Consider the following 18780-nt stretch of genomic DNA (forward strand, 5'->3'; position numbering starts at 1 on the left):
CGCCCAGAATCTGCATTGTGAAGCTTGTCAGCCTAAATGCAGGTTCGCGCGTTAACCAGGGTGTATCGGACGTCAGGCGCAGCCATATTCACCATGCCGAAGCGGTTGCCCGCATGACTCTTGGAGCCGCCATCGGCGGAGAAAAATAACTCAACATGCAACATCACCATACTGTGGACGCCTCGGCAGTCTTTGCCGGCCCCCTGGGGGGCGAGCTACGAGCAAGACTCGCTGAACATGAAAACGTATTAGCCGTCGTCCCGGTTGACCTGAGTGCGGATTTGCAGTTTGGCAGCGGCCTGCTGGCGCTGACACAGGAGCGTCTGCTGGCCTGCGATCCCCAGACCCGGCAGTGGCGTGAATGGGCCCTGACCGTGGAGCAGAGCCTGCGCCTGCAGGACCATGGCGGCGTGGGCAATCTGGAGCTGCATGATCCTCGCGAGCGTTTGGCGCACTGGCTCATCACCTTGAAGCACCAGACCGCCATGCTGCAGCTGATGCAGCAGTTCGACCGCCAGCGCGAGCGCATCGCGCGCCAGGAGGTCTACAGCGCGGTCAGCGACGAGGATGTCCCGCATTGCCCGGTCTGCCACACGGCTCTGCCGCCCGATACCGAAGAATGCCCGGCCTGCGCACGTCAGCAGGCACCTCAGACCTCGACCTGGGTGCTGCTGCGCCTGTGGCGCTTTGCCAAGCCCTATCAGGGCCAGCTGCTGCTGGGTTTCCTGCTGACCGTGGCCAGCACGGGCGCGCAACTGGTGGCACCTTATCTGACCATCCCGCTGATGGACAAGATACTGATTCCGTTCCAGAACGGCGAAAAGATCAACCGGGATCTGGTTTTCTTCTATCTGGGCATGCTGCTGGTGTCGGCGCTGCTGGCCTGGGCGCTGGGCTGGGCACGCACCTTCGTGCTGGCCAAGGTGTCCGAGCGCATAGGCTCCAATCTGCGCACCACCACTTACAACCACTTGCTGAACCTGTCGGTGGACTACTACGGCAGCAAGCGCACAGGGGATCTGATGGCGCGCATCGGCGCTGAAACCGATCGTATCAATCTCTTTCTGTCGTTAAATGCACTCGATTTTGCGACCGATGTGATGATGATCGTGATGACCTCGGCCATCCTGTTCTCCATCAACCCCTGGCTGGCGCTGGTCACACTGGTGCCGTTGCCCTTCATCGCCTGGATGATCCATACCGTGCGCGACCGCCTGCGCACCGGCTTCGAGAAGATAGACCGCGTCTGGTCCGAGGTGACCAATGTGCTGGCCGACACCATCCCCGGCATCCGTGTGGTCAAGGCCTTCGCCCAGGAAAAGCGTGAAGCCGACCGCTTTGCCGACGCCAACCTGATCAATCTCCAGGCCAACGACAAGGTCAACAAGACCTGGTCGCTGTTCACCCCCACGGTGACGCTGCTGACCGAGGTCGGCATTCTGGTGGTCTGGGGCTTCGGCATCTATCTGGTGGCCGGCGGCTCCATCACCGTCGGTGTGCTGACGGCCTTTATCGCCTATATCGGCCGTTTCTATACCCGCCTGGATTCGATGAGCCGCATCGTCTCGGTCACGCAGAAGGCGGCAGCCGGTGCCAAGCGCATCTTCGACATCCTCGACCATGTCAGCAATGTGCCCGAGCCCAGCAACCCCGTGAAGCTGCCCGGCAAGGCCAAGGGTGCAATCACCATGGAAGATGTGGGCTTTCGCTACGGCAGCCGCGCCGTCATCAAGCATCTGAACCTGCAGATCAAGCCTGGCGAGATGATCGGCCTGGTCGGTCACAGCGGCTCGGGCAAGAGCACCCTGGTGAATCTGATCTGCCGCTTCTACGACGTCTCCGAGGGCTCCATCCAGCTCGACGGCGTGGACGTGCGTCGCATGTCCGTGTCCGACTACCGCAGCAATATCGGCCTGGTGCTGCAGGAGCCCTTCCTGTTCTTCGGCACGATTGCCGAGAACATTGCCTATGGCAAGCCCGACGCCACGCGCGAGGAAATCGTGGCCGCGGCGCGTGCCGCCCATGCCCACGAGTTCATCCTGCGCCTGCCCCACGGCTATGACTCCCTGGTCGGCGAGCGCGGCCAGGGCCTGTCGGGTGGCGAGCGCCAGCGTATTTCCATCGCGCGTGCGCTGCTGATCGATCCGCGCATCCTGATCCTCGACGAAGCCACCTCGGCCGTGGATACCGAGACCGAAAAGGAAATCCAGAAGGCACTGGACAATCTGGTGCAGGGTCGCACCACGATCGCCATTGCCCACCGTCTGTCCACCTTGCGCAAGGCCGACCGTCTGGTGGTCATGGATCGTGGCGAAATCGTCGAAGTGGGCCCGCACGACGAGCTCATGGACCTCAAGGGTCATTACTTCCGTCTGTACGACGCGCAGGCGCGCCGTGCCGAAGAGGATGCGCAAGCGGCCGGCCTGAAGTTGCAGACCAAGGAACCCCAATGATCGAAGCTCCCCAATCCAATCTGAACGGCATGCAGCTGGTGCGCAACGCCCATGGCCGTCTGGTGCTGACCCTGGGCAACGGCCTGGTCTACGAAGCAGTGGTTCCCGTGCGTGCGTTTCCGATTGCCGCGCCTGCCGAAGGGCTGTCGCTGATCGCAGCCGATGGCAAGGAAGCGCTGTGGGTGGCCCGCATGGCCGACCTGCAGCCCGAGCATCGTCAGCTGATCGAGCAGGACCTGGCCGTGCGGGAGTTCGTGCCGACCATCGAGCGCATCCTCAAGGTCTCCAGCTTTTCCACCCCCAGCACCTGGGAGCTGCAGACGGATCGTGGTCTGACGCAGATGGTGCTCAAGGCCGAAGAAGACATCCGCAAGCTGGCCGGCCGCACCAGACTGCAGATCACGGGCCAGGATGGCGTGCAATATCGGATTCCCGACAGCGGCAAGCTGGACCGGCATTCGCGCAAGCTGCTGGAGCGCTTTCTGTAAGCCGCGCAGCGCAACTATTTCAAGGGCCTCGCCTCATCGCGAAGCCCTTTTTTGTATCAAATTGCGCAGCGGTGCTTGATATATATAGACTAATAGCTATCAAAATAGGATTGAAAATAATCCTACAGTTTTCTCAAGCGTGGCCGATAACAGGGCGAGATAGCTGTTTTTCCGCCTGCACCTTTTTACTGCCGAGGGCCAAGCCATGCAAATTCCACCTCTAGACCGGACACAGACGCCCTGGCGTACCCAGGGTGCGGATTTGTACTCCACAGGGGCTTCGGGCGCCGCGCCGGTGCGCCCCGTGAACGCCGTGAATGCCACAGAGTCTGTGGACAAGATCGGCGAGGGCCGCACGGTGCGTGAACCCGAGAAGCCATCGGCTCCCGATACCGAGAACCGCGACTGGACCCTGGCCGAGGAGATCAAGCAAAAAGAAGAGGTGGAGGAGCCGCCCAAGGAGCCCATCTCCAAGCAGCTGATCGAGTTCATCCAGTCCATGTGGCGCGCCAGCGCCCAGGCGGTTGAACAGGCACAGGAAACCAGCAAGTCGGAGGATCTGCTGCAGAGCAAGCAGCAGGCGCGCAATGAGCCGCTGACTTATTCCGAGCCCCGGGTCAAGCGCAGCGGCAACGCCAAGTAAGCGATTGCTTTGATTTTGATAGCTTATTGCGCTTGATATTCAAGCATTTCAGCTATTTTTATACCTTATTTGCTTTCAGAGTCTGCGTTATAAGCTTCTGATTTGTGAGCATCGTCCTTGGCCGGTGCAGCAGCCACGGCTTCGGCGGCCTTGGCCTTTTCACGCGCTGCACGGTATTTGACGGCAAAGGCGCGCACTTCCTCATAGGTGACGAAGCCGTCCTTGTTGGTGTCGGTTTCGTCAAAGGCGGCGGCCAGCTTCGGGATGATGGCCACTTCCTTGCGGCTGAGCTTGCCATCCTGATTGAAGTCCAGCATCTTGAATTGCTGCTGGGCCTTGATCTCGCCCTTGGAGAGCTGGGTTCCCTGTCTTTCTCCGATCTTGTCGCCGGCGGTTTCCTCGGCGCGCACCGTGGGCAGCAGCAGCACGGCGCTGGTCAGCAGCACGCCCATGGCGGTCTTCATGACCGAGCTGCTGCGGGCGACGATGGGGTGGTTCTTGGCTTTTGACATAGCGGTACAGATGAGGGCCATGACGGCATTCTCAACCTCCGGCCCGCCGCACTTTCAAAGTTTTGCATTCGCTTGCCGGACTTTGCCAAGCTTTACGTAGGCAGCGCCGCCTTGTCATGGGCAATGCCGCTGCGCACATGGCCCGAGGGAACATGTCCGGCTGCATTGCGCACATGGCCGGTCTGGTCGTCGAAGAAGAAGTCGGGCTCGAACTCGCGCAGAAAACCGCCCTTGGCCAGTCCGCCGAGGAACATGGCTTCATCGACATCGATCTTCCAGTCCATCAGCGTATTGAGCGCACGCTCATGGGCCGGGGCGCTGCGCGCCGTGACCAGGGCCGTGCGCACGCGCATGCCGGCCACATCGGCCTGCTGCAGCCGGTGCAGGGCGGCCAGCAGCGGCTTGAACGGGCCTTCGGGCAGCGGCTGGGCGGCTTTTTCCAGTTCATGCTGCTGGAATGCCTCCAGGCCCTGGGCCTGGAAGATGCGCTCGGCCTCGTCGGAAAACAGCACGGCATCGCCGTCGAAAGCGATGCGCACTTCGCGCGGATGGCTGCTGCTGGCGCGCATGGAGTCGGTGAACACATGGGCGGCCGGGTAGCCCAGCTGCAGTGCCTGGGTCACGTCATCGGCATTCGCCGACAGGAACAGCTGAGCTCCCAGAGGGCGCAGATAGCCGAAAGGGTCACGCCCCTGGGTGAACACGCCGCGCTGTATGGAGTGCAGGCCGTGGGCCTTGGCCGAGCGGAAGACGCGCATGCCGCTGACGGGATCGTTGCGCGAGAGCAGCACTACCTCCACATGCTGCTGCCCCTCGGTGTTGAAGGCCAGCAGTTTCTTGACCAGCGAGAAGGCAACGCCCGGTGCGGCAGGCACGTCCAGCCGCTCGCGCTGCAGGCGCAGATAGCTCGCCGGGTCGCTGTCCTCGAAGAGGCGGTTTTCCTCCTCGAAATCGAACAGGGCTCGCGAGGAGATGGCGACGACGAGCTTGTCGTTCAGGGTCATGGCCATGGCGGTACGGTTTTGAGCGGAATTGCGGACAGGCTTCGATGATACGCAGGCCGCAGCTCCCTCACCAGTTGGCTTCGCGCTCTGGCGTGGCACTGATGTGGTGGATGGACAGATCGGCGCCGTCGAATTCCTGCTCCTGGCTCAGGCGCAGGCCCATGGTCTTCTTGAGCAGGCCGTAGACCAGCAGGCCGCCCAGCGCGGCCCAGGCCACGCCCATCAGTGTGCCTATGAGCTGGGCGACCGGATGCACGCCGCCAAGCCCGCCCAGAGCTTGCGTGCCGAAGATGCCGGCCGCAATGCCGCCCCAGGCACCGCACAGACCGTGCAACGGCCACACGCCCAGCACGTCGTCGATCTTCCATTTGTTCTGCGTCAGCGTGAACATGAAGACAAAGATGGCTCCGGCGGCAGCCCCCACGACCAGTGCTCCCAGAGGGTGCATCAGATCCGAGCCCGCGCAGACGGCAACCAGGCCGGCCAGCGGGCCGTTGTGCACAAAACCCGGGTCGTTTTTGCCCACCGCCAGGGCGGCCAGCGTGCCACCCACCATGGCCATCAGCGAGTTCACAGCGACCAGACCGGAGATCTTGTCCAGACTCTGGGCACTCATCACATTGAAGCCGAACCAGCCCACGATCAGAATCCAGGCGCCCAGCGCCAGGAAGGGAATGCTGGAGGGCGGTGTGGCGGCAATCGCTCCGCCCTGGCGGTAGCGATTGCTGCGCGGGCCCAGCAGCAGCACGGCTCCCAGGGCGATCCAGCCCCCCACGGCGTGAACGACCACGCTGCCGGCAAAGTCGTGGAACTCGGCGCCGGTCAGTGCCTTGATCCAGGCCTGCACGCCGAAATGCTGGTTCCAGGCAATGCCCTCGAAGAAGGGGTAGATCAGGCCCACGATCATGGCCGTGGCGATCAGCTGGGGCCAGAACTTGGCGCGTTCGGCAATGCCGCCCGAGATGATGGCGGGAATGGCGGCGGCGAAGGTCAGCAGAAAGAAGAACTTGACCAGGCCATAGCCGTTGAGTGCCGCCAGCTGCTCGGCGCCCACGAAAAAGTGCGTGCCGTAGGCCACGCCATAGCCGAGCGCGAAATAAACCACGGTGGAGACCGAGAAGTCGACCAGGATCTTGACCAGGGCATTGACCTGGTTCTTGCGGCGCACGGTGCCCAGCTCCAGAAAGGCGAAACCGGCGTGCATGGCCAGGACCATGACGGCGCCCATCAAAATGAACAGGGCATCCGCGCCCTGTTTTAGTGCTTGCATGAAAACGCTCCAGCTGAAATTTGCTATTTATTGGTGCGAAATTGCGGGAAAAACCCGCAATGCACTAAAAGAAAGCAAGAATTGCGCCAATCTGGAGTGGGTGCTTCCGCACCGGCACAGGCCTGTCAGGCCTATTTGACGAACTGGTTGAGCTGGATGATGGGCATGAGCACGGCCAGCACGATGAGCATGACCACCAGCCCCATGACGACGATGAGCAGGGGCTCGAGGATCGTGGCCAGGTGCATGGCACGGCGCTGAACCTCGGTGGACAGCTGGGTTGCGGCGCGCTGCAGCATCAGCGGCAGCTGGCCCGTCTGTTCGCCCAGTCGGGCGAACATGGCGACCAGACCCGGAAAGCGCTTCTTCTGCGCCAGGGCCGAGGCCAGTGGCGCGCCTTCGCGCACCAGCACCAGCGCATCCATGGCATCGGCGCGCAGGGCGCGGTTGTTGAGCGTCTCGGCGGCGGCCTGCAAGGCCTTGAGGATGGGCACGCCCGCTCCGGCCAGCATGGCCAGGGTGCCGGCAAAGCGCGCCGCGTTATAGCTGCGCGAGAGCCGGCCTATGAGCGGCAGATGCAGCCACTGGGCATCGAAGCGCTCGCGAAACGCCTCGTTCCTGAGCGCCAGCCGAAAACCCACGGCAGCCAGCAGCAGCACGGCCAGCATGAACCAGCCATAGCTGCGCACAAAGTCGCTGATGCCGAGCATGACCACGGTGAGAAACGGCAGTGCACGCTTGGTGCCGGCAAACACGCCAGCCACCTGCGGCACCACATAGCTGACCAGGAAGATCACGATGACGATGGCCACCAGCGTCACGATGGCAGGATACAGCGAGGCGCCGATGAGCTTGGACTGCAGCGCCTGACGCGCCTCCAGGTCGTCGGCCAGGTTCTCCAGCACCGGGCCCAGGCTGCCGCTGGATTCCCCGGCGCCGATCACGGCGCAGAAGATGTCGGAAAACTCGCGTGGATGCTGCTCCAGCGCCTTGGCAAAGCTGGAGCCGGCATTGACCTCTGCCCTCAGCGCCGCGACCAGCTGATGCTGGCGTTCGTCCTCGGCTTCCTCGGCCAGCGCGGCCAGTGCGCGCTCTATGGGCAGGCCGGAGCTGACCAGGCCCGAGAGCTGGCGGGTCCAGACCGCCAGGCTGGTGGAGTTGAAGACCGGGCGCGTGAGCCAGCCGGATGCGCCTGTCCGGCCCCGGCCTGCGGCGACGGGCTCGACCTGCAGCGGCACCAAGGCCTGGCTGCGCAGCTGGCTGCGCGCGGCACGGGCGTTGTCGGCTTCCAGGGTGCCCTTGCGGGTCTGGCCCTGGGCATCCAGGGCTTCAAAGGTAAAGGCAGGCATGCGCGAATCGATCTGACAGTGACGGTTTAGTGCAGATGGTAGCGACTAATGATGTCAGCCCTTCGTTGTTTGAGAGAGCGGATCCGGCTTGATGCAGGTCATGACTGCCGCGGTCGAGCTCGGCACAATGGTCTGCCGATTCAAGAACGGGAGGTTTCGATGCTCAAGGACAAGGTTGCATTGGTGACGGGGGCTGCATCCGGCATAGGCCGCTGTGTGGCGCTGACATGGGCCAGGGAGGGCGCGCGCGTGGTACTGGCCGACCTCAACGAGGAGCAGGGCCAGGAGACGGCCGCCCTGGTGCGCGAGCTGGGTGCCGAGGCACTGTATCTGCGCGCCGACGCCGGCAGCTCGGCGGATCATGAAGCACTGGTGGCCTTGACCATGCGCCACTTCGGCCGCCTGGATGCGGCCTGCAACAACGCCGGCATCGGCGGCGTCAGCGCGCCCACCGTCGACTATCCGCTGGATGCCTGGGAGCAGGTGCTGCGCGTCAATCTCTCGGGCGTGTTCTATGCCTGCAAATACCAGATCGCCGCCATGCTGCAGGGCGGCGGCGGCTCCATCATCAATATGGCGTCCATCCTCGGTGCCGTGGGCTTTGCCAACTCTGCGGCCTATACGGCCGCCAAGCACGGCGTGCTGGGTCTGACCAAGGCGGCAGCGCTCGAATATTCCGCCAGAGGCGTGCGCGTCAATGCCGTGGGGCCGGGCTTTATCCACACTCCCATGATCAGCGGTCTGGAGCAGGACCCGAGCACGCATGCGGCGCTGGTGGCGGCCCACCCCATGGGACGCCTGGGCCAGCCCGAGGAGATCGCCGAGCTGGTGGCCTGGCTGGCCAGTGACCGCGCGTCGTTTGTGACGGGCGCTTATTACCCGGTCGACGGCGGTTACTTGGCTCGCTGAGTGGTCTGCAGCGGTTTGCTGTAGGTCTTGATGGTCCTGCGCCTGACTGGCGGTCGCTGCAGGCCAAAACCTTTAAACGACTGGCGCCATGGCGGCGGCTTGCATATCGCCGTCGATCTCGTCGGCGCGCACCGAGGCTGCACGCTGCAGCAGCGGCGTGGCATAGGCCTCGAATTCGGGCCGCCTGGGCAAGCTGCCGTCCATCATGCTCCAGCCGATATAGCTGGCCAGATACAGATCGGCGGCCGTGAAGTGGTCGCCGCAGACATAGCGTTTGCCGGCCACCGCATGCAGCAAGGTGTTCAATACATCGTCAAAGCGGCCAAAGCCTGCGCTTATGGCCTGCTGATGAGTTTGCGATTGCAGCCAGCCTTCGTTGCGGGCGGTTGTGACGGCCTCCACCGGCCCGGCGACAAAGAACAGCCAGCGAAGGTAGCTGGCGCGCTCCGGGCTGCCCATCGCCGGGGCCAGTCGTTTCTCGGGGAAAAGCTCGGCCAGATAGGCGAGGATGGCTCCGGTCTCGGTGACCACGGCATCGCCATGCTGCAGCGCCGGGACCTTGCCCATGGGGTTGATGGACAGGTACTCGGGCGACTTCATCTCGGGTCCGAATTCCAGGTCAACGGTTTCATAGTCGGCACCGCATTCCTCCAGCATCCAGCGCACCATGCGGGCGCGTGATCTGGGGTTGCTGAAAAAGCGCAGCTTGGGTTGTTGCGGTGTGGACATTGCGGCTCTCCTTGGGGCGGGCTGTTGTGACATGGCAAAAACGCCATGCAGCCAATGTAGGAGCGAGGGCTGACAGTTTCTGTCAGCAGTGCCGTTCAATCCAGCGTGTAGCCGGTTTCGTCCAGCCAGCGCTGTATCAGCGCCTGGCGTCGCTGCGGATAGCGTTCGCCCAGATCCTCCAGCGCGTCCACGCGGTCGGCGCGAAAGTGACGAAAGGCCTGGCGCAACTCGCACCATGCCGAGACCACGCGGCTGCGCTCGAAGTAGGCCATGGCAAACGGCCAGACCCGGCGCTGGCTCGGCACGCCATGCTGATCCCGGTAATGCAGCACGACCTTGTGTTCGGCGCGGATGGCGCGGCGCAGCGCGGCCTGCCAGGGCTCGGGCGGCGGGTCGGTCTGCATATTGGGAACCAGCAGGCCGCTGGTATCGACGGCAATGCGCAGCTCCAGCGGCAGTGCCGCACGGATGCGGTCCATGGCGGCGGTAGCGGCCTGGGCCAGTTGCGGATCGGCCTGCAGGCTGGCCCAGCGAGCGCCCAGCAGCAGGGCCTCCAGCTCGTCGGCGTTGAACATCAGAGGCGGTAGCAGAAAGCCGGGCCGCATCTCGAAGCCTATGCCGGGGTCGCCCAGAATGTCGGCACCCTGGGTGCGCAAGGTGGCGATGTCGCGGTACAGCGTGCGCAGGCTGATGCCCAGCGCCCGGGCCAGCTCGGGTCCGGTCTGCGGCTGACGGGCGCGGCGCAGCGTATCCAGCAATTGCAGCAGACGGGCGGAACGGCTCATGGGCGAAATCTGAGAGGTGAACGACGCAGGAGTTTGGCATGCTCTCATGCCGGGACGCCGGTTTGTCGTTCTCTGTGCGCTCCCTCCTTTCGCACAGCGTGATAGCAGGTAACTGCCAGGACCGCTCAGGAGGCGCTGTTCATGGCGCCAGCCGTGATCTCCAGGCTGCGCAGGCGCAGCTCGGCGTCATAGACATCGCTGACGATCATGAATTCATCGGCCTGGGTTTCATCGGCCAGATTCTGCAGGCCCTGGCGCACGGTATCCGGGCCGCCGATGACGCCCACGGCCAGAAAATCGGCAATCGCCGCCTGGGCGCGCCCATCCAGCTGCTCCCAGAAGTCCGGTATCGGGGGCATGAGGCGGGTGCGGTTGCCGGTCAGAATGCCGAGCACGCGCTGATAGGTGCTGCTGGCCAGAAACCGGGCCTCTTCATCGCTGGGGGCCGCAATCACCGGCACGCCGACAATCGCGTAAGGCTTGGCCAGCGTGGCGCTGGGTTTGAAGGTCTGACGGTAGATGGCCAGGGCCTGGTGCAGCATGCGCGGGGCAAAGTGCGAGGCAAAGGCATAGGGCAGGCCCATGTGTGCAGCCAGTTGTGCCGAGAACAGGCTGGAGCCCAGCAGCCAGATGGGAACGTGGGTGCCGGCACCGGGCATGGCGATGATGCGTGCTCCATCCTGGTGATCGCCCAGCAGGCGCTGCAGCTCCTGCACGTCGCGTGGGAAGTCCTCCTCGGTCTCCACGCGGTCGCGGCGCAGGGCGCGCATGGTCGCTGCGTCGGTGCCCGGTGCGCGGCCCAGGCCCAGGTCGATGCGGCCCGGGTAGAGCTCGGCCAGCGTGCCGAAGGCCTCTGCCACCACCAGCGGTGCATGGTTGGGCAGCATGATGCCGCCCGAGCCCACACGAATCTTCTGCGTGGCACCTGCGATGTGGCCGATCAGCACGGCTGTGGCCGAACTCGCAATGCCCGGCATATTGTGGTGCTCGGCCAGCCAGTAGCGGGTGAAGCCCAGCTTTTCAGCCTGCTGCGCGGTGCGCACGGCAATCTGCAGAGCATCGGCCACCGTTGCGCCTTCGCGCACGGCGACCAGGTCCAGCATGGACAGCTTGACGTTGTTCAGGGATTTCATGGCGATTGATCTATAGGGTTTTGATAGCTTGCAGCGTTTTGCGGGTCAGCGTTTGCGGCCGATCTCACGCCCAAAGACAATGCCGACCAGTACACCCCAGGCCAGCAGCACGGCTGCCATGGCGTAGTAGGTGCTGCCGGCCTGCATGGCGAATACCGAGCCCAGCAAGGCCACCAGCGCCGCCATGCGGATCACGCGGCGCAACTGGTCCACGGGCAGACGGGCCTTGAGGTTGAACAGCACGGCGAGGCTGATGACCGCCAGGGCGATCAGCAGCAGAAACAGATCGCCGCCATAGGGCTGGACGGAGGTGCGAAGGTTTTCAAGCATGGCAACGATTCTGGCAAAGGCTCAATGACCGCTGCTGATTGAGGCCATGCATGAAAAAAGCCCACCGGGAGGTGGGCTGTGCAGCGAGGCGGGGAGTCAGTTCAGGCCGAGGGCGGCAAGCAGCGCATCGGCGGCAGTGCCATTGAGCCGCTGCTGATTGCTGACCATCTGCTTGTCCCGATAGCCGATATAGGTGATGCCGCCCCGTTCGACGAACAGGCGGTAGTTCTGGAAGTTGCTGACGTTGAGCTGGGTGGGCTCCTGCGTGAAGCGCAGCACCTTGGCATCTGCCTGGGTGGCGATGCTGTAGTTGCTGAGCAGGATCGCCTTGCAGGTGGACACTCCGTTGATGAACAGGGTCCGGTTGTTGGGCAGGGTGCTCATATCGCCCTCGCATTCATAAAAGCGTGCGCGCTGCTCGCCGCCGTTCTCGAAACCCACCATGTAGCGCTTGTAGGCCGCGCTGCCATCGGGCTTGAGATAGTCGCGGCGGCCGACCAGCACGCGTGCGTTGTTGCCATGCACATCGGCGGCCGAGACGTTGGGCGCGAAGTCGCCGGCGTTCCAGGCGATGAACTCCGCAAGCGTCGCGCTGCGCCAAGTGCTGGAGTCAGGGTTGTTCGGGGCGTCGGCACGGGCAATGGTGGCGCGGTTGGCGTTGTTGCTCAGGTAGTAGTCGCTGCCGCCCAGGTCGGTGACGGTGCGATAGCTGAGCGTGGAGCCGCTGGGGAAGGTCGTTTCGGCGGGAAGCTGATCGGGCCTGGGCCCCCAGTTGGCAAAGCTGCCGTCGGCAGAGTCCTGCCAGGGGGCGGAGCGGATCTCGGTGACGATGTCGCGCATCTTCAGGCCGGCGATATTGCGCACGCTTTGCTTGGCTCTGCTGACCAGGCTCTTGCAGTACAGGGATTCGGTTTCGCCGCTGGCGAGGCTGGTGGTCTGCTGTACGAAATCGGTGGGGCAGGCAAACCATTCGCTGCCCGTCCAATAGACCTGCGGCCGGCTCCAGGGCTGCTCCTGGCCGCCGACCACGCGCTCGCGAAATTCCGTGAAATAGCGTTTGCCGTTCGCATCGGGCGTGTTCTGCCCGGCCGTGGCCTCGAAGGCTCGAATGTAGTAGTTGCTGGCGTCGGTAAAGCTGAGCCAGCGCAGCTGCGTGCTCGGCGCGGGGGCACCGACCTCGGGGCTGGTGGTCTGCGCCTGCATGGCTGCGATCAGGCCCACATTGCCGGCCGTGACGCCCGAGGCGCTGGCCACCTGCTGGGCTGCGGTCTCCATGGCGGATTGCTTGTCCTTCATGGAGGTGCTGGTGTCGCTGAGGGCGGGATTGTCCAGCACGGCCGTGGCCAGGGTTTGCAACTGCTGCAGCAGCACGCTGTTGACGGCGGCATTGAGCTGCACCGAAGTCAGCGGCGCGCCGTCGACGCCTGTGGCGCCCGCCGTGTTGGTGAGCTGGGTCTGGGTGGTCACCACGATCAGGCGCGCCATGGTGGCGGTCAGCTTGCCTGCGTTGCTGCCGTCCTGGGTGAAATCCGCCAGCGCCGAAGTGCCCAGGCCCAGCTGGCTCTGGATGGCTGCTGCCGCATCGCTGGTGCTGCTGCCCGTGGCCTGGCTGTGCGCATGGACCAGGGTGCTCAGCGGGCTGACGACGCCAGGCTGATCGGCGGGCGCTCGCAGCATGAAGGCCACGGGAACGGCGCCGGTGTCGGCATCGACGGAGTCTTCGGTGACCAGGGCCAGAATCGGGTGCTTGCCCACATCGGCCTCGGGCACTTCCAGGCTTGCCTGGCCGGAGGCATTGGTGAGGGCACTGGGCTCTTCACTGTCACAGCTGCCGTTGTCATTTCTGTCCAGGCAGACCCTGACGTTCTGCAAGGCACCATCGATCACGGTGGTGGAGACCGAAGTGGTGGCGGGCGCCGGAGCGGGCGGGGGCGACGGTGCGGGAGAAGCGTTGTCGCTGCCGCCGCCACAGCCGGCAATGGAGGCAATCAGGACCAGGGAGCCCAGTGACACTGAGCGGCGGATGAATGGTGTGGTGGTGGGTGCTTGTGACATGGCAGCCTTTGGTTGAGAGTGGCTGCCTTGTTTGTAAGTACTTGTTGTCGCGAAAACATCACCAAAATGGGTGAAGGGTTTGCAGTGATTTCAAAGTGTGAGTAAATGAAATAAATCCCCGGCGAAGTGCCATCAGGCGCTTGCTGTGGCGAGCCTTGGAAGGGGGCTCTATGGCGGTAGCGCATCTGCCTTTGATGTTGCAGGATCGGGTTCCTGCCTTGATAGCGGCCATCTACGAGTCGGCACTGGAGCCGGCGCGCTGGCAGGGCTTTCTGGCCTTGTTCGGTGCGGCCCTGCGTTCACCGGCCAGCGTGATATGGGCCAACGATTTCGCACAGCGGACGGTGGATCTGGACGGGGGCTTCGGCACTTTCGGCACCAGCCAGGGCTTTGCCGCCGCCGAACTCGAAAGCTTTGCCGCGCACTACTGCCAGTGCAATGTCTGGCTGCAGGACCAGAGCCTGCACAGGTCGGGCACGGTGGTGAATTCCTCCACCCTGTTTCCCGACCGGAGCCTGCCGGGTACCGAATGGTATGGCGACTGGCTGCAGCCTCAGGATCTGTTCTATTCCTGCGCGGCCGTGGTCGACAACCAGCACGACCGCTCGTTCAACATCACTGTCGTCAGGCCGCATGCGGTGGGCGCCTACAGCGCCGAAGAGCTGGGCCTTGTGCAGCAGCTCATGCCGCATCTGCAGACCGCGTTTGCGATGCACCGACGCCTGTACCGTACCCAGGCATTGCTCAACGCATCACTGTCCGTGCTGGAGGATCTGCCGGTGGGTGTGGTTCTTCTGGATGAACGTGCGACGGTGATGCATGCCAGCAGCCGGGCGTTGCGCCTGATGGAGCAGAGTCAGCTGATGTATCGCAGGGCCGACGAGAGCCTGCATGCCACCAATGCCGCAGACCAGCGCTGGTTGCAGAAAGCCATGCGGGACTGTGTCGCCACAGGGCTGGGCAAGGGGCAGCACCACGGCCGGGCCAGCCGCTTCACGGGGCTGGCCGGACAGCAGTTGCAGGTCATGGTGTCGCCGCTGCCCGTGCACAGCAGTCCCTATGGCGAACGCAGTGCCGCCATGCTGCTGATCAGCGATCCGGCGCTGAGCATTCCCGCGCTGCAGGAGTTGCTGCGCAATCTGTACCGGCTCACGCTGGCGGAGGCTCAACTGGCCCAGGCGCTGATCAATGGCTGGACCCTGCAGGAGTTCGCCGAGAGACAGGGCCTGTCCATCCATACCGCGCGTTCGCAGTTCAAATCGGCGGCGGTCAAGGTGGGGGTGGGGCGGCAGGCCGATTTCGTGCGCGTGCTGCTCACGGGCCCGGCCATGCTGCGCTGGCGCGAGTGAGCTCGGGGCCGCTCAGTCCCGCGTGACGCGCATGACCTCGGCCTGGGTGGTGATGCCTTCGCGCACCAGGCGTTCGCCATCCTCGCGCATCAGCTGCATGCCTGCCGCCATGGCAGTCTCGCGAATCTCGGCCTCGCTGGCGCCGCGATGGATCTGGGCGCGAATGGCGTCGTCCACCGCCAGCAGCTCGAAGATGCCGGTCCGGCCCCGGTAGCCACTGGGCTCGCTCAGGTCGACCTTGCGCACCAGGCGCTGTGCCAGCACTCCCAGCAGCGAGGACGACAGCAGAAAAGGCTCGACTCCCATGTCGATCAGGCGGGTTACGGCGCTGGGCGCGTCATTGGTGTGCAGCGTGGCCAGCACCAGGTGGCCGGTGAGCGAAGCCTGGATGGCGATCTGCGCGGTTTCGAAGTCGCGGATTTCGCCGATCATGATCACGTCCGGGTCCTGACGCAGCAGGGCGCGCAAGGCCTTGGCAAAGGTCAGCTCGATCTTGGCATTGACCTGGGTCTGGCCCACGCCGGCGAGCTCATATTCGATGGGGTCTTCCACCGTCATGATGTTGCTGTGGCTGGCATCCATGCGCTGCAGAGCGGCATAGAGCGTGGTGGTCTTGCCCGAGCCCGTGGGGCCGGTGACCAGCACGATGCCGTGCGGCTGCGCCGTGAGATGGGTGAAGCGCCTGAGCGTCTCGCCGCCCATGCCCACGGCTTCCAGGCTGAGCTTGCTCTCGCTCTTGTCCAGCAGACGCAGCACGGCGCGCTCGCCGTGGGCACTGGGCAGGGTGGAGACGCGCACGTCAATGGCGCGCGTGCCCAGGCGCAGGCTGATGCGCCCGTCCTGGGGCAGACGCTTCTCGGCAATGTCCAGGTCGGCCATGATCTTCAGGCGGCTGATCAGGGCGGCGTGCAGGGCTCGGTTGGGCTGTACCACCTCGCGCAGATCGCCGTCCACGCGAAAGCGCACGCTGGAATGGCGCTCGTAGGGTTCGATGTGGATGTCCGACGCACCGTCGCGTGCCGCCTGCGTGAGCAGAGCGTTGAGCATGCGGATGATGGGCGCGTCGTCGGCGGTTTCCAGCAAGTCTTCCACGGCTGGCAGGTCCTGCATCATGCGTGTCAGATCGGCATCGGACTCGACCTCGCTGACTACCATGGCGGCGCTGGAGTCGCTTTGCGCATAGGCCGCGCTGATGCGGTGGGCCAGTGCGCCGCTGTCCAGTAGCTGCCAACGCTGCACCGCGTGTTTGCGCTGCACTTCGGAGATGGCCGCCCAGTCGGGCTGCGGACCATGCCAGAGCACGGGTTCCTGGCCGTCATCCTCGATCAGCAGCTGGCTGCTGCGGGCAAAGCCATAAGGCAGTGGATAGCGCATGCGTGGCCTTCGCTTACAGGGTGCCCGCAGGCAGGGTGGCGGGCGTCACAGGCGTCACGGTCACTGGCTGGCCGTCCACCGTCGGCTGGCCGGGACGCGTGAAATCCACGATCTCGGGCTTGGCGCCGGGCACGATGAGCACATTGGCCGCGCGAGCCGGCGCGGCGCCGCTGGAGGCGGGCAGCAAAGGCGCGGCATTGACATTGCGCATCAGCAGATTGGGGTCGGGCTGCACGGTTTGCTGCATGCCGCGAATCGACTCATAGCGGTCCTGCGAGAGCTGGCTGGTGGAGTTGGCGTCACGCAGCACGGTGGGGCGCAGAAACACCATCAGATTGGTCTTCTTGCGCGCGCGGCTGGTGTTGCGGAACAGATTGCCCAGCAGGGGAATGTCGCCCAGCAGCGGCACGCGCTCCTGGCTCTGGCTGTATTCGTCGGCAATCAGGCCGCCCAGCACCACGATGGCGCCGTCCTCGACCAGCACATTCGACTCGATGGAGCGCTTGGTGGTGGTGGCGCCGGACTGTGCATTCGCCGTTCCCTGCTTGACCGCAGAGTTCTCCTGGTAGACGGCCATCTTGATGGTGCCGTTCTCGTTGATCTGCGGACGAATCTTGAGCAGCGTACCCACGTCCTTGCGCTCATAGGTGGTGAATGGATTGACCGAGCCCGAGGTGCCTGCGGTGTTGGTGTAGGAGCCCGTGGGGAAGGGGACGTTCTCGCCCACCATGATGCTGGCTTCCTCGTTGTCCAGCGTCATCAGATTGGGCGTGGACAGAATATTCGTGTCGCCGTCGCCCTGCATCAGATTGACCAGGGCACCCAGGCTGGTGTTGCCGTTGACGCTCTGGGTGAAGCCCAGGTTCATGCCCTTCATGCTGCCGATGGCCGAGGCCTGGCTGTCGGTGAGGGCCGTGCCGTTGACCAGATTGCCCACGGCACCCGACAGGCCGAAGATGTTGGAGATGCCGCTGATGGAGGTGCCGTTGCCGAGCACGCCCAGCACGCGGCCGTTGTTGCGGATCACCGAGCTCCACTGCACGCCCAGCTGGGCGGCCTTGTCGGCGGAGACTTCGACGATCAGCGCTTCGATCAGCACCTGGGCGCGGCGGCCGTCGAGCTTGTCGATGACGGTGCGCAACTGGCGGTACAGCGGGCCGGGGGCCGTGATGATCAGCGAGTTGGTCGTGGGGTCGGCCTGGATCATGCCGCCCGTGGACGGTTGCTGGGCGGTGCCGAAGCGGGAGCTGGGGCCGCTGTTGCCGCCGCCCAGGCCCACGGTGGCACTGCCGTCCGTGCCGCGGGAAATCACGGGCTGGGCGCTGGTGGCAGCATTCGTGTTCGAGCCGGCCGCTGCCGTCATGCCCTGCTGGCCGCCCAGGGTGGTGCTGGCGCTGGTCTGGGCGTTGATGGCGGCGCGCAGCGTGGCGGCCAGGGACACCGCGTCGGCGTTCTTGAGATACACCACATGGATGTTGCCGTCGTCGCCATTGCCCGTCATGGCAGGCTGGTCCAGTCGCGCGATCAGCGAGCGGATCTGCGACAGCTTGGCGGGGTTGGCGGCGCGGACCAGTACCGAGTTGCTGCGCGGCTCGGCCAGTATCGAGGTGCGGAAACTGGTATCCGCCTGGCCAGCGGCCGCGCCGGCTCCGGCCTGGACCACGCCGCCGGCGGTGGCCGAGCCACCCTCCATCAGGCGATTGACCAGAGCCACCATGTCGGCAGCCACGGCATGGCGCAGCGAGATGACTTCCACATCGGTGGCGTTGGAGACATCGGTGCTGGCGATGATGCGCGAGATGCGCTGCAGATTGTCCGCGTAGTCGGTGATGATCAGCGAGTTGTTGCCGGGGTTGACATTGATGGTGTTGTTGGGGCTGATCAGCGGCCGCAGCACGGGCACCAGATTGTTGGCGTTCTCGTAGTTGAGCTTGAAGATCTGCGTGACGATCTGTCCGCCGCCCTGGCTGCCGCGTGCGCCCTGGCCGATGGCGACCTCGCTGGCCTGCAGCTTGGCATCGGCCTCGGGAATCACCTTGAACAGACCCGCCGACTCCGTCACCGTGAAGCCCTGCATGCGCAGCGCCGCCAGATATTGCTGGTAGGCCGTGGCCGGCGAGACGGCCTTGTCGGTCAGCAGCGTGATCTGGCCCTTGACGCGCGGATCCACCACCACATTGCGATTGGTGATGGCGGCCATGGCGCGCGACACGGCTTCGATGTCGGCATTGGTGAAGTTCAGCGTGACCGGCTCGCCTGGTCGCAGACTAGGGGTGGCATTCGCTTGTCCGCTCTGGGTTTGAGCATGAATTGGTGCTGAAATGCAGACGGCAAGCGAGGCAACAGCTATCGAATGCAGTGTGTTTTGCCAGGCGGTGCGTGAATGCTGAGTCATGG

Annotated in this window: 16 protein-coding genes; 5 read left to right on the forward strand and 11 right to left on the reverse strand. The window is 64.4% G+C overall.

Annotated elements, in window-relative coordinates:
- The first annotated feature begins 155 nt into the window (after positions 1–155).
- The 3 genes from O987_RS03315 to O987_RS03325 all read left to right on the forward strand — a co-directional run bounded on the left by O987_RS03315 (position 156) and on the right by O987_RS03325 (position 3584).
- Positions 156–2453, forward strand: a complete 2298-nt coding sequence (locus O987_RS03315; protein ID WP_029158447.1) for an ABC transporter ATP-binding protein — start codon at positions 156–158, stop codon at positions 2451–2453.
- A complete protein-coding gene (locus O987_RS03320; RefSeq protein ID WP_019042744.1) occupies positions 2450–2941 on the forward strand; it encodes a DUF1854 domain-containing protein in 492 nt (163 codons plus the stop codon). Before O987_RS03315 ends, O987_RS03320 begins: the two co-directional genes overlap by 4 nt.
- A 205-nt stretch (positions 2942–3146) precedes the next feature.
- Complete coding sequence (locus tag O987_RS03325) at positions 3147–3584, forward strand: hypothetical protein (protein ID WP_029158448.1); 438 nt, start codon at positions 3147–3149, stop codon at positions 3582–3584.
- 65 nt (positions 3585–3649) lie between these two features.
- Here O987_RS03325 and O987_RS03330 read toward each other — a convergent pair whose 3' ends face one another.
- The 4 genes from O987_RS03330 to gspF all read right to left on the reverse strand — a co-directional run bounded on the left by O987_RS03330 (position 3650) and on the right by gspF (position 7719).
- Complete coding sequence (locus tag O987_RS03330) at positions 3650–4117, reverse strand: EF-hand domain-containing protein (RefSeq protein WP_043370832.1); 468 nt, start codon at positions 4115–4117, stop codon at positions 3650–3652.
- A 71-nt stretch (positions 4118–4188) separates the two neighbouring features.
- Complete coding sequence (locus O987_RS03335) at positions 4189–5106, reverse strand: 5'-nucleotidase (protein WP_003074223.1); 918 nt, start codon at positions 5104–5106, stop codon at positions 4189–4191.
- A gap of 61 nt (positions 5107–5167) precedes the next feature.
- Positions 5168–6370 carry an ammonium transporter gene (locus O987_RS03340; RefSeq protein WP_019042747.1) on the reverse strand — a complete coding sequence of 401 codons (1203 nt, stop codon included), beginning with the start codon at positions 6368–6370 and terminating at the stop codon, positions 5168–5170.
- Between the two features lie 131 nt (positions 6371–6501).
- The gene (gspF, locus tag O987_RS03345) at positions 6502–7719 is read right to left on the reverse strand and encodes a type II secretion system inner membrane protein GspF (protein WP_043370835.1); all 1218 of its coding nucleotides are present in this window, start codon (positions 7717–7719) and stop codon (positions 6502–6504) included.
- A 159-nt stretch (positions 7720–7878) separates the two neighbouring features.
- Here gspF and O987_RS03350 point away from each other — a divergent pair, with 159 nt between their 5' ends.
- Positions 7879–8628 carry an SDR family NAD(P)-dependent oxidoreductase gene (locus tag O987_RS03350; RefSeq protein ID WP_043370837.1) on the forward strand — a complete coding sequence of 250 codons (750 nt, stop codon included), beginning with the start codon at positions 7879–7881 and terminating at the stop codon, positions 8626–8628.
- A gap of 72 nt (positions 8629–8700) precedes the next feature.
- Here O987_RS03350 and O987_RS03355 read toward each other — a convergent pair whose 3' ends face one another.
- The 5 genes from O987_RS03355 to O987_RS03375 all read right to left on the reverse strand — a co-directional run bounded on the left by O987_RS03355 (position 8701) and on the right by O987_RS03375 (position 13660).
- Positions 8701–9357, reverse strand: a complete 657-nt coding sequence (locus O987_RS03355; protein ID WP_019042750.1) for a glutathione S-transferase family protein — start codon at positions 9355–9357, stop codon at positions 8701–8703.
- A gap of 95 nt (positions 9358–9452) precedes the next feature.
- Positions 9453–10142 carry a helix-turn-helix transcriptional regulator gene (locus tag O987_RS03360; RefSeq protein WP_019042751.1) on the reverse strand — a complete coding sequence of 230 codons (690 nt, stop codon included), beginning with the start codon at positions 10140–10142 and terminating at the stop codon, positions 9453–9455.
- Positions 10143–10267: 125 nt separating this feature from the next.
- On the reverse strand, positions 10268–11275 hold the full coding sequence (locus tag O987_RS03365; RefSeq protein WP_019042752.1) for an LLM class flavin-dependent oxidoreductase: 1008 nt from the start codon (positions 11273–11275) through the stop codon (positions 10268–10270).
- Between the two features lie 45 nt (positions 11276–11320).
- Complete coding sequence (locus O987_RS03370) at positions 11321–11605, reverse strand: hypothetical protein (protein ID WP_003058824.1); 285 nt, start codon at positions 11603–11605, stop codon at positions 11321–11323.
- 96 nt (positions 11606–11701) lie between these two features.
- A complete protein-coding gene (locus O987_RS03375) occupies positions 11702–13660 on the reverse strand; it encodes a hypothetical protein (RefSeq protein WP_043370839.1) in 1959 nt (652 codons plus the stop codon).
- A 170-nt stretch (positions 13661–13830) separates the two neighbouring features.
- On the opposite strand from O987_RS03375, the gene O987_RS03380 reads away from it, so the two are divergent.
- Complete coding sequence (locus tag O987_RS03380) at positions 13831–15009, forward strand: helix-turn-helix transcriptional regulator (protein WP_043370840.1); 1179 nt, start codon at positions 13831–13833, stop codon at positions 15007–15009.
- A 12-nt stretch (positions 15010–15021) separates the two neighbouring features.
- On the opposite strand, the gene O987_RS03385 is transcribed toward O987_RS03380, so the two are convergent.
- On the reverse strand, positions 15022–16383 hold the full coding sequence (locus O987_RS03385; RefSeq protein WP_043370842.1) for a GspE/PulE family protein: 1362 nt from the start codon (positions 16381–16383) through the stop codon (positions 15022–15024).
- 13 nt (positions 16384–16396) lie between these two features.
- Positions 16397–18778, reverse strand: a complete 2382-nt coding sequence (gene gspD, locus O987_RS03390) for a type II secretion system secretin GspD (protein ID WP_043370845.1) — start codon at positions 18776–18778, stop codon at positions 16397–16399.
- Positions 18779–18780: the final 2 nt, after the last annotated feature.

Source organism: Comamonas testosteroni TK102 (genome assembly GCF_000739375.1).
In the GTDB taxonomy this organism is placed as follows: Bacteria; Pseudomonadota; Gammaproteobacteria; order Burkholderiales; family Burkholderiaceae_C; genus Comamonas; species Comamonas brasiliensis.

Excerpts from the sequence above, each read along its gene's own strand:
- O987_RS03315 (WP_029158447.1), top strand. The coding sequence starts at position 156 with ATGCAACATCACCATACTGTGGACGCCTCGGCAGTCTTTGCCGGCCCC.
- O987_RS03320 (WP_019042744.1), top strand. The coding sequence starts at position 2,450 with ATGATCGAAGCTCCCCAATCCAATCTGAACGGCATGCAGCTGGTGCGC.
- O987_RS03325 (WP_029158448.1), top strand. The coding sequence starts at position 3,147 with ATGCAAATTCCACCTCTAGACCGGACACAGACGCCCTGGCGTACCCAG.
- O987_RS03330 (WP_043370832.1), bottom strand. The coding sequence starts at position 4,117 with ATGGCCCTCATCTGTACCGCTATGTCAAAAGCCAAGAACCACCCCATC.
- O987_RS03335 (WP_003074223.1), bottom strand. The coding sequence starts at position 5,106 with ATGGCCATGACCCTGAACGACAAGCTCGTCGTCGCCATCTCCTCGCGA.
- O987_RS03340 (WP_019042747.1), bottom strand. The coding sequence starts at position 6,370 with ATGCAAGCACTAAAACAGGGCGCGGATGCCCTGTTCATTTTGATGGGC.
- gspF (WP_043370835.1), bottom strand. The coding sequence starts at position 7,719 with ATGCCTGCCTTTACCTTTGAAGCCCTGGATGCCCAGGGCCAGACCCGC.
- O987_RS03350 (WP_043370837.1), top strand. The coding sequence starts at position 7,879 with ATGCTCAAGGACAAGGTTGCATTGGTGACGGGGGCTGCATCCGGCATA.
- O987_RS03355 (WP_019042750.1), bottom strand. The coding sequence starts at position 9,357 with ATGTCCACACCGCAACAACCCAAGCTGCGCTTTTTCAGCAACCCCAGA.
- O987_RS03360 (WP_019042751.1), bottom strand. The coding sequence starts at position 10,142 with ATGAGCCGTTCCGCCCGTCTGCTGCAATTGCTGGATACGCTGCGCCGC.
- O987_RS03365 (WP_019042752.1), bottom strand. The coding sequence starts at position 11,275 with ATGAAATCCCTGAACAACGTCAAGCTGTCCATGCTGGACCTGGTCGCC.
- O987_RS03370 (WP_003058824.1), bottom strand. The coding sequence starts at position 11,605 with ATGCTTGAAAACCTTCGCACCTCCGTCCAGCCCTATGGCGGCGATCTG.
- O987_RS03375 (WP_043370839.1), bottom strand. The coding sequence starts at position 13,660 with ATGTCACAAGCACCCACCACCACACCATTCATCCGCCGCTCAGTGTCA.
- O987_RS03380 (WP_043370840.1), top strand. The coding sequence starts at position 13,831 with ATGGCGGTAGCGCATCTGCCTTTGATGTTGCAGGATCGGGTTCCTGCC.
- O987_RS03385 (WP_043370842.1), bottom strand. The coding sequence starts at position 16,383 with ATGCGCTATCCACTGCCTTATGGCTTTGCCCGCAGCAGCCAGCTGCTG.
- gspD (WP_043370845.1), bottom strand. The coding sequence starts at position 18,778 with ATGACTCAGCATTCACGCACCGCCTGGCAAAACACACTGCATTCGATA.